Annotated in this window: 8 protein-coding genes; all 8 read right to left on the reverse strand. The window is 69.7% G+C overall.

The features are described from left to right. Positions 1-107: 107 nt before the first annotated feature. A complete protein-coding gene (locus B1729_RS13145; protein ID WP_163633126.1) occupies positions 108-971 on the reverse strand; it encodes a regulatory protein RecX in 864 nt (287 codons plus the stop codon). Then, positions 971-2,026, reverse strand: a complete 1,056-nt coding sequence (gene recA, locus B1729_RS13150) for a recombinase RecA (protein ID WP_163620680.1) — start codon at positions 2,024-2,026, stop codon at positions 971-973. The genes B1729_RS13145 and recA overlap by 1 nt, the downstream gene beginning before the upstream one ends. A 278-nt stretch (positions 2,027-2,304) precedes the next feature. Continuing rightward, complete coding sequence (locus B1729_RS13155; protein ID WP_163620679.1) at positions 2,305-2,529, reverse strand: DUF3046 domain-containing protein; 225 nt, start codon at positions 2,527-2,529, stop codon at positions 2,305-2,307. A gap of 40 nt (positions 2,530-2,569) precedes the next feature. After that, positions 2,570-2,878 (reverse strand): helix-turn-helix transcriptional regulator, encoded by a 309-nt coding sequence (locus B1729_RS13160; RefSeq protein ID WP_163620678.1) that lies wholly within the window; start codon positions 2,876-2,878, stop codon positions 2,570-2,572. A gap of 169 nt (positions 2,879-3,047) precedes the next feature. After that, the gene (locus tag B1729_RS13165; RefSeq protein WP_239539633.1) at positions 3,048-3,491 is read right to left on the reverse strand and encodes a CinA family protein; all 444 of its coding nucleotides are present in this window, start codon (positions 3,489-3,491) and stop codon (positions 3,048-3,050) included. A 74-nt stretch (positions 3,492-3,565) separates the two neighbouring features. After that, entirely contained in the window at positions 3,566-4,138 is a 573-nt protein-coding gene (pgsA, locus tag B1729_RS13170; protein ID WP_163633130.1) for a CDP-diacylglycerol--glycerol-3-phosphate 3-phosphatidyltransferase, read from the reverse strand. Between the two features lie 56 nt (positions 4,139-4,194). Further along, positions 4,195-6,930, reverse strand: coding sequence for a DNA translocase FtsK (locus tag B1729_RS13175; RefSeq protein ID WP_163633132.1), 2,736 nt, complete (start codon positions 6,928-6,930; stop codon positions 4,195-4,197). An 88-nt stretch (positions 6,931-7,018) separates the two neighbouring features. Continuing rightward, positions 7,019-7,513: a GNAT family N-acetyltransferase gene (locus B1729_RS13180; protein WP_163620674.1), complete on the reverse strand. Its 495-nt coding sequence runs from the start codon at positions 7,511-7,513 to the stop codon at positions 7,019-7,021. Between the last annotated feature and the right edge of the window lie 159 nt (positions 7,514-7,672).

A 7,672-nucleotide genomic window follows, 5' to 3' on the forward strand; every position in this document is an offset into this window, starting at 1 on the left:
TGCGGACGGATGCCGCGCCCGGCGCGTCAGCGGATGCCGAGCGTCACCGCGTCGCTGCGAGGCAGCGGCTACCCCGCCTGACGGTGACCGTGTCGGACGGCACCCGCTCAGCTCTCTTCGAACCTCACCCGGCCGGCGGGACGCATCGCCTCTTCGAGAGCCGTCCGCGCGGCGTTCAGCGCCATGGAGCCGCCGTATCCCCGCCGTGCGAGCTGCCCCGCCAGTCGGCGAAGCGCGACATCACGTTCCAGTCCACGCAGGGAGCCGGCTTTCGACCGCGCGAACTCGAGGGCGCGTTCGGCATCGTCATCGGGAAGCTCCGCGAGCGCCGCGTCGGCCACGTCACGAGGCACGCCGCGCTTGGCGAGGCTCTGCGCGATGACCTGGCGCCCCTGTCCCTTGCGATCGACGCCGGAGTGCACGACCTGCTCGGCCAGACGCATGTCGTCGAGATAGCCGCGCTCGAGAAAGGCGTCGAGGATGGCAGCCACGGCGTCCGCATCGAGGTCGTACTGGCCGAGGTAGGTCTTGGCCTCCGACACGGAGAGCTGGCGCCCGCGAAGCTTCTTCACGAGACCGCGCTCAGCGGTCGCCGCCGCGTCGGCATCGTCACCGGCGCCGGCGCCGGCGCCGGCAGGCTTGCGTGGGCGGCCGCGTCCGCCCGAGCTCGCTCGGTCGATACGCGCGGCGGCCAGATCGATCGGCGCGGCGCTCTCGGACGTCGGTGTGACATCCGGGGGCAGCGGCGTCACGTCCTCGGGAATGGGATCTGTCCAGGTCTGAGCTGCCGAGCGGGGAGAGGTCGGGGCGTCGAGGCTCGTCTGGAGGCGATCCTCGAGCGCCCGCTGAACCTCGGCGGCGGTCGTCGGGTATGACCGCGCTCCCCCGCCGCCGAAGAGCGGCGTCACGGGGGCGAGTCCGTCGTCGGTCCCGACGTCGGACTCGTCCCCGCTGTCGACGAATCGAACCATCACGCCGGGCGGCGCGCGGCCAGCTCGTCTTCGACCGAGCCCTCGACGGCGCCCTTGGGGACGCCGATGCCGAGCTTCGTCTTGATCTTCGACTCGATCTCGGTCGCGACGTCCTCGTTCTTGATGAGGAAGTTGCGCGCGTTCTCTTTGCCCTGGCCGAGCTGCTCGCCTTCGTAGGTGTACCAGGCACCGGACTTCTTGACGATGGCGTGCTCCACGCCGAAGTCGATGAGGCTGCCCTCGCGCGAGATGCCGACGCCGTACAGGATGTCGAATTCCGCCTGCTTGAACGGCGGCGCCATCTTGTTCTTGACCACCTTGACGCGCGTGCGGTTTCCGACGGCCTCGGTGCCGTCCTTGAGGGTCTCGATGCGACGGATGTCGAGACGCACCGATGCGTAGAACTTCAGGGCCTTGCCGCCCGCGGTGGTCTCAGGCGAGCCGAAGAACACGCCGATCTTCTCGCGCAGCTGGTTGATGAAGATCATCGTGGTGTTGGTCTGGTTGAGGCCACCCGTGAGCTTGCGGAGCGCCTGCGACATGAGGCGCGCCTGCAGACCCACGTGCGAGTCGCCCATCTCGCCCTCGATCTCGGCCTTGGGCACGAGCGCCGCAACCGAGTCGATCACGATGAGGTCGATGGCGCCGGAACGCACCAGCATGTCGGCGATCTCGAGCGCCTGCTCACCGGTGTCGGGCTGCGACACGAGCAGCGCGTCGATGTCGACGCCCAGCTTCTGCGCGTAGTCGGGGTCGAGAGCGTGCTCCGCGTCGATGAACGCGGCGATGCCGCCGGCACGCTGCGCGTTGGCGATCGCGTGGAGCGTGAGCGTCGTCTTACCCGACGACTCCGGACCATAGATCTCGATGATGCGGCCGCGCGGGAGTCCGCCGATGCCGAGGGCGACATCGAGGGCGATCGAGCCGGTGGGCACGACCTCTACGGGGGCGCGCTCGTCGCTGCCGAGGCGCATCACCGAGCCCTTTCCGAACTGCCGGTCGATCTGGGCGAGGGCTGATTCCAGGGCCTTCTCGCGGTCAACGGGTGATGGCATGACGTGCTCCTCTATGCTCGCGTTCCGTCGCCTGTAGGCTGTCGCGCTCCGGCCCGGTGGGACGAATGCTGCGACAAGGCGTGAGGTGTCGTTCGACGCTGTTCACGTTAGGGAGGGGCTCCGACATCCGTCTTCGCTCCTCCCGCGTCCGTGGAAAACGCGCTCTCGACACCTGCTGTGCAGGAGCCTACGCCGTTCTCGAACACTTCTTCGATGACACGCCGCGCGAAATCGCACGGAACGACGACCGCGGCGGGACGGAGAACGCGCAGAAGCGCTCAGCGACGACGCGGTTCGAGTCGTCCGACGCCGTAGCGGCGCTCGGCCGGGACGTCGAGCTCGTCGCAGAGGGCGAGCCACACCTCGCGCGGCTCGACACCGGCGGCGATCGCCTCCGCGGCGGTGCGGCCTCCGACCTGCGACAGGAACAGATCCGTCACCACGGCGTTCGCACGCGCGCCGAATTCGTCCGCGACAGCGCGGTCGAACTCACTGCGACGCATGGTGATCGGCGGTTCCTGGCTGCGTGAGGGCGGAACCGGGTCAGCGCAGCGAGAGCTCGGCGTCGACCGAGGCCACGAGGTCGTCGGGAACCACGTCCGGGAAGGTCTGGATTCCCTCGAGCACCGAGATGCGGTCGCCCACTTCGCGCATGATCGTCGAAATGGGGACGTCGAGCGCTTCGGCCACGGAGGCGAGGATCTCGCTCGAGGCCTCCTTCTGGCCGCGCTCGACCTCGCTCAGGTAGCCGAGTGCGACGCTCGCGCGTCCCGCGACCTGGCGGAGGGTGCGTCCCTTCTGCTGGCGGAAATCACGAAGCACTTCACCGATCTCTTGACGTACCAGGATCATCAGGGCCCCTCCTCACTTCTGATTCCACCGTCTTCCGGGTGCCCAACAGTACAGCACCGGATGATGCCAATCTAATCCCGACAACTGGGCAATGGGTGGGAATCACCGAATGTAACCGAGACGAAACACCGTCTGTTCCCGACCCGAACGACCATGGACCTCGGATGCCTCACAGCACGGTGAGCGCCAGCTCCAGCACGCGCCGCACGGTCTGCGTGCGGATCTCGTCGCGCGATCCCGCGAGGGCGAGCGAAGAGACGACCACCGTTTCGGGCGTCGCGACGGCGATGTGGACCGTGCCGACCGGCATGTCGTCCTGCGGGTCGGGGCCCGCGACTCCGGTCGTCGCGAGGCCGACGTCCGCGCGCAGGGCGCCTCGCACGCCCTGCGCCATCTGCACCGCGACGTCGGGATCGACCGGGCCTCGTGCCGCGAGGAGCTCGGCATCGACGCCCAGACGGCTCGCCTTCACGTCGGTCGCGTACGCGACGATTCCTCCGCGCACGTGCGCGGAGGCGCCCGGCACGTCGACGAGTGCAGCCGTGACACGACCGCCGGTGAGCGACTCGGCCGCGGCGATCGACCAGTCACGTGCGTCAAGGCGCCGCAGCACCGCGACGGCGTCGGGGCGAGGCGGCGCCTCGTGGACCTCGTGCTCGTCCGCCGAGCGGGGCGACGAGGCACCCGTCACGCGCTCCTCCGCTTGGCGCGCGCGGCACGCAGTTCGGTGACGATGTAGTCGATGCCGCTCGCGATGGTGAGGATCACGGCGATCGCCATGAGCACACCGTTCACCCAGAAGATCCATTCACCGACGAGCGTCCACAGCGGCAGGAGCGCGAGCGACAGCGCGACGCCCTGGGCGAGCGTCTTGAGCTTGCCCATCCACGCCGCGGCGAGCACGTGATCGCTCACCACCATGAACCGGTACACCGTGATGCCGATCTCGCGGATGAGGACGACGATGGTGATCCACCAGGGCAGCTCGCCGAGGATCGACAGGCCGACGAACGCGAAGCCGGTGAGGACCTTGTCGGCGATGGGGTCGAGCAGCTTGCCCAGATCGGTGACGATGTCATGCCGGCGGGCGAGATAGCCGTCGATCCCGTCGGTCGCGATCGCCACGATGAACAGCGCCGCCGCCCACCAGCGCAGCGCGCCGTCCGCTCCCCCGTCGGCGAGGAGAAGCCACAGGAAGACCGGCGCGCACAGGATGCGCACGATCGTGATCGCGTTGGGCAGCTGCCGAGGGATCGCCATGGCCCGAGCCTATCGGCGCGCAGCGGACCGACTGGGCTCGACAGTTGCACAGGCCGTCAATCGCGGCCGGTGAGACCCCATGCGTCTTCCGACCCGTCGTCGTCGCTCTCGACCACGGGATAGCCGTCGTACTGCGAGGCCACGGCATCCGTCCCATAGGGGTCGGCTGCCGCCGCAGCCGCCGCTGCCGCAGGCGCCGCCGCCGGCACGTCGTCGCCGCGCATGCGCGCGAGCACCGACGGCAGCTGCTCGACCGTCACCAGCACGTCGCGGGCCTTGGAACCCTCCGACGGGCCGACGACCTCGCGCGACTCGAGGAGGTCCATGAGACGCCCCGCCTTGGCGAAGCCGACACGCAGCTTGCGCTGCAGCATCGAGGTCGAGCCGAACTGACTCGAGACCACGAGCTCGGCCGCGGCCAGCAGCAGCTCGAGATCGTCGCCGATGTCGGCGTCGATCTCCTTCTTCTCGGCCACGGCGGCCACGTCGGCGCGGTACTCGGGACGCGCCTGGTTCGTCACGTGCTTGACGACGGACTCGATCTCCTTCTCGCTGACCCACGCGCCCTGCACGCGGATCGCCTTCGAGGCGCCCATCGGCAGGAACAGGCCGTCGCCCTGGCCGATCAGGCGGTCGGCGCCGGGCTGGTCGAGGATGACCCGGGAGTCGGTGACGCTCGTCACCGCGAACGCGAGCCGCGACGGCACGTTGGCCTTGATGAGGCCGGTGACGACGTCGACCGACGGACGCTGCGTCGCGAGGACGAGATGGATGCCGCTGGCCCGCGCGAGCTGCGTGATGCGGACGATCGAGTCCTCGACGTCGCGCGGCGCGACCATCATCAGGTCGGCGAGCTCGTCGACGACGACGAGCAGGTAGGGGTACGGCTTCAGGACGCGCTCGCTGCCCGGCGGGAGGGTGATCTCGCCCGCCACGACGGCCTTGTTGAAGTCGTCGATGTGGCGGAAGCCGAAGGACGCGAGATCGTCGTACCTCATGTCCATCTCTTTCACGACCCACTGCAGAGCCTCGGCGGCCTTCTTGGGGTTGGTGATGATGGGGGTGATGAGGTGCGGGACGCCCGCGTACGACGTCAGCTCGACCCGCTTGGGGTCGATCAGCACCATGCGCACATCGGCGGGCTTGGCGCGCATCAGGAGGCTCGTGATCATCGAGTTGACGAAGCTCGACTTGCCGGAGCCGGTCGAGCCCGCGACCAGCAGGTGGGGCATCTTGGCCAGGTTCGCGACCACGTAGCCGCCGCCCACGTCCTTGCCCACGCCGATCGTCATCGGGTGCGTCTGATTCGCGGCGGTGGTCGAGCGCAGCACGTCGCCGAGCGTCACGATCTCACGGTCGATGTTCGGGATCTCGACGCCGATGGCGCTCTTGCCCGGGATCGGGGCGAGGATGCGCACCTCGTTCGACGCGACCGCGTACGCGATGTTGTTGGTGAGCGCGGTGATTCGCTCGACCTTGACGCCGGGGCCGAGCGAGATCTCGTACTGCGTCACGGTCGGGCCGCGCGAGAAGCCCGTCACCCGCGCGTCGACGGAGAACTGATCGAGCACACTCGTGATCGCCCGCACCGTGTCGTCGTTCGCCTGCGAGCGTGCGACGTGAGGCGAGCCGGCGGCCAGGGAGTTGACCGACGGCAGCCGATACGGGGCCGCCGGCGAGTCGACCGCGGCGACGGAGCCGATGCCGTCGAGGCCCGGGAGGGTGCCGTCGTCCTCGATGATCTGGGCATCGTCCCGCAGCGACGTGCGCGACGAGGAGGCCGCTTTGGCGGCCGACAGCACCGCAGGATCGATGACCTCGGTGAGCGCGTCGGTCGCCGGGGCGGGCGGCGGCGTGACGGGCGGCACGATGGCCTGTTCGAACCCGCCCTGGGCCGCGCCCGCCGGCAGCAGCTCGGTGAGGTCCTGGGATCCGAGCCCGCCCTCCGGGTCCTTCTCACGGCCGGTCTTGTTGCGGCGCCAGAACGGGATGGACGGGTCACCTTCGTCTTCCGCCACCGCCGCGGCGGCGGCATCCGTCGACTTCTCTTCCCTCGGCTCGGCGCCGAACATCCACGAGTACAGCTCGCCGAGACGGCGGCCGATGCGGTTCGGCGGCGTCTTGGTGATGATCAGGATGCTGAGCACGGCCAGTACCGACAGCACGATGTAGGCGCCCACGTCGGTGAGCACGAGAGCGAGCGGCTCACCCAGCATCCAGCCGAAGAGCCCGCCCGCTTGACTCAGCGCAGGGAGTCCCGCATTCGGCTGGGGACGGCCCCCTGCGACATGGCAGAAGCCGGCGATCGTGACCAGGAGCAGCCCGAAGCCGATGCCGACCCGCCCGTTGTCGTGTACCGACGACGGATGCCGGAACATCCAGCCGGCGAGCATGAGCAGGAGCACCGGGAGCACGAACGCCTCGCGGCCAAGGGCCGCGCCCACCGTGTAGGCGCTGATGTTCGCGGCGACATCGTTGCCGATGAAGAACCACTCGTCGACGGCGCCGGCGATCGCCAGCAGCACGAGCAGGAACGGGAAGCCGTCGCGGCGCTGGTCCTTCTCGAGGGTCTCAGGACCGAACGCGCGGAAGAGGCCGCCGGTCGCGTGGGCGAGGCCCAGCCAGGCCCGCACGATGACGGGGGGTCGCTCCGGCTGATCGACGTAGCGCTTGGGCGCGGGTGCCGGCTTGGCGGCGGGCTTGCGCGCGGTCGACGACGCGCTCGCGCGCGTGTTCGTCGATGCGCTCGAAGACGCGCGCGACCCCTTGGTCGGGCTTGAGCTCCTGGCCATTCCCCCACGGTAGGCCGGTCCGCCGACATTCGGCGGCAACCACGCCGCCCGACCCGCGACCCCACGGGGTGCGGGGAGGCCGGGATTCTCAGCGCAGGCGCTTCACCATCGTGTCGCGCCCGACGCCGCTGCGGACGACCGCGAAGCCTTCGCTGCGATAGAGCGTCGACGCGAAGTTGCCCCGCTCGACACTCAGGCTGATGCGCGCGTAGCCCGCTGCCCGCGCGTGCTCGCAGAGCCGCTGCAGCAGTGCACGACCGACACCGTGCGCCCGCCAGATGGGGCGTACCCCGATGATGAGCTCGGGCACACCCGTGCCGACGTAGCCGAATCCCGGATCGCTGCGTGGCAGCATCCGGTACCAGGCGGCCCCCACCGGCTGGCCGATGGAGTCCTCCGCGACGAAGCCCGCGTCGCCGGGCCGGGTCCAGCCGGCGACGTAGCGGCGGTGATCGGCGCCGTCCATCACTTCGTGTCGCGGCCGCGCACCGCCCTCGCGCCAGTTCGCGGCCTCGACCACCATGTCGCCCAGGAACGCGCCGTCGGCCGCCACGGCGGGGCGGATGCGGAACGAAGAGGCCACGAGAGCGATGCTACGGCGCGCGTGTTACAGACGATGACACTCGTGGCGACGTCGTCGCCGCCGAGACCGGGGAATCCGGACCAGACCGAGGGCGACGCCCCTGTCTCGGCGAGGATCCCCGGTCTCGGCGACGCCGCGACCTACGCTTCGATACTCCGC

Source organism: Microbacterium sp. B35-04 (genome assembly GCF_010634885.1).
In the GTDB taxonomy this organism is placed as follows: domain Bacteria; phylum Actinomycetota; class Actinomycetes; order Actinomycetales; family Microbacteriaceae; genus Microbacterium.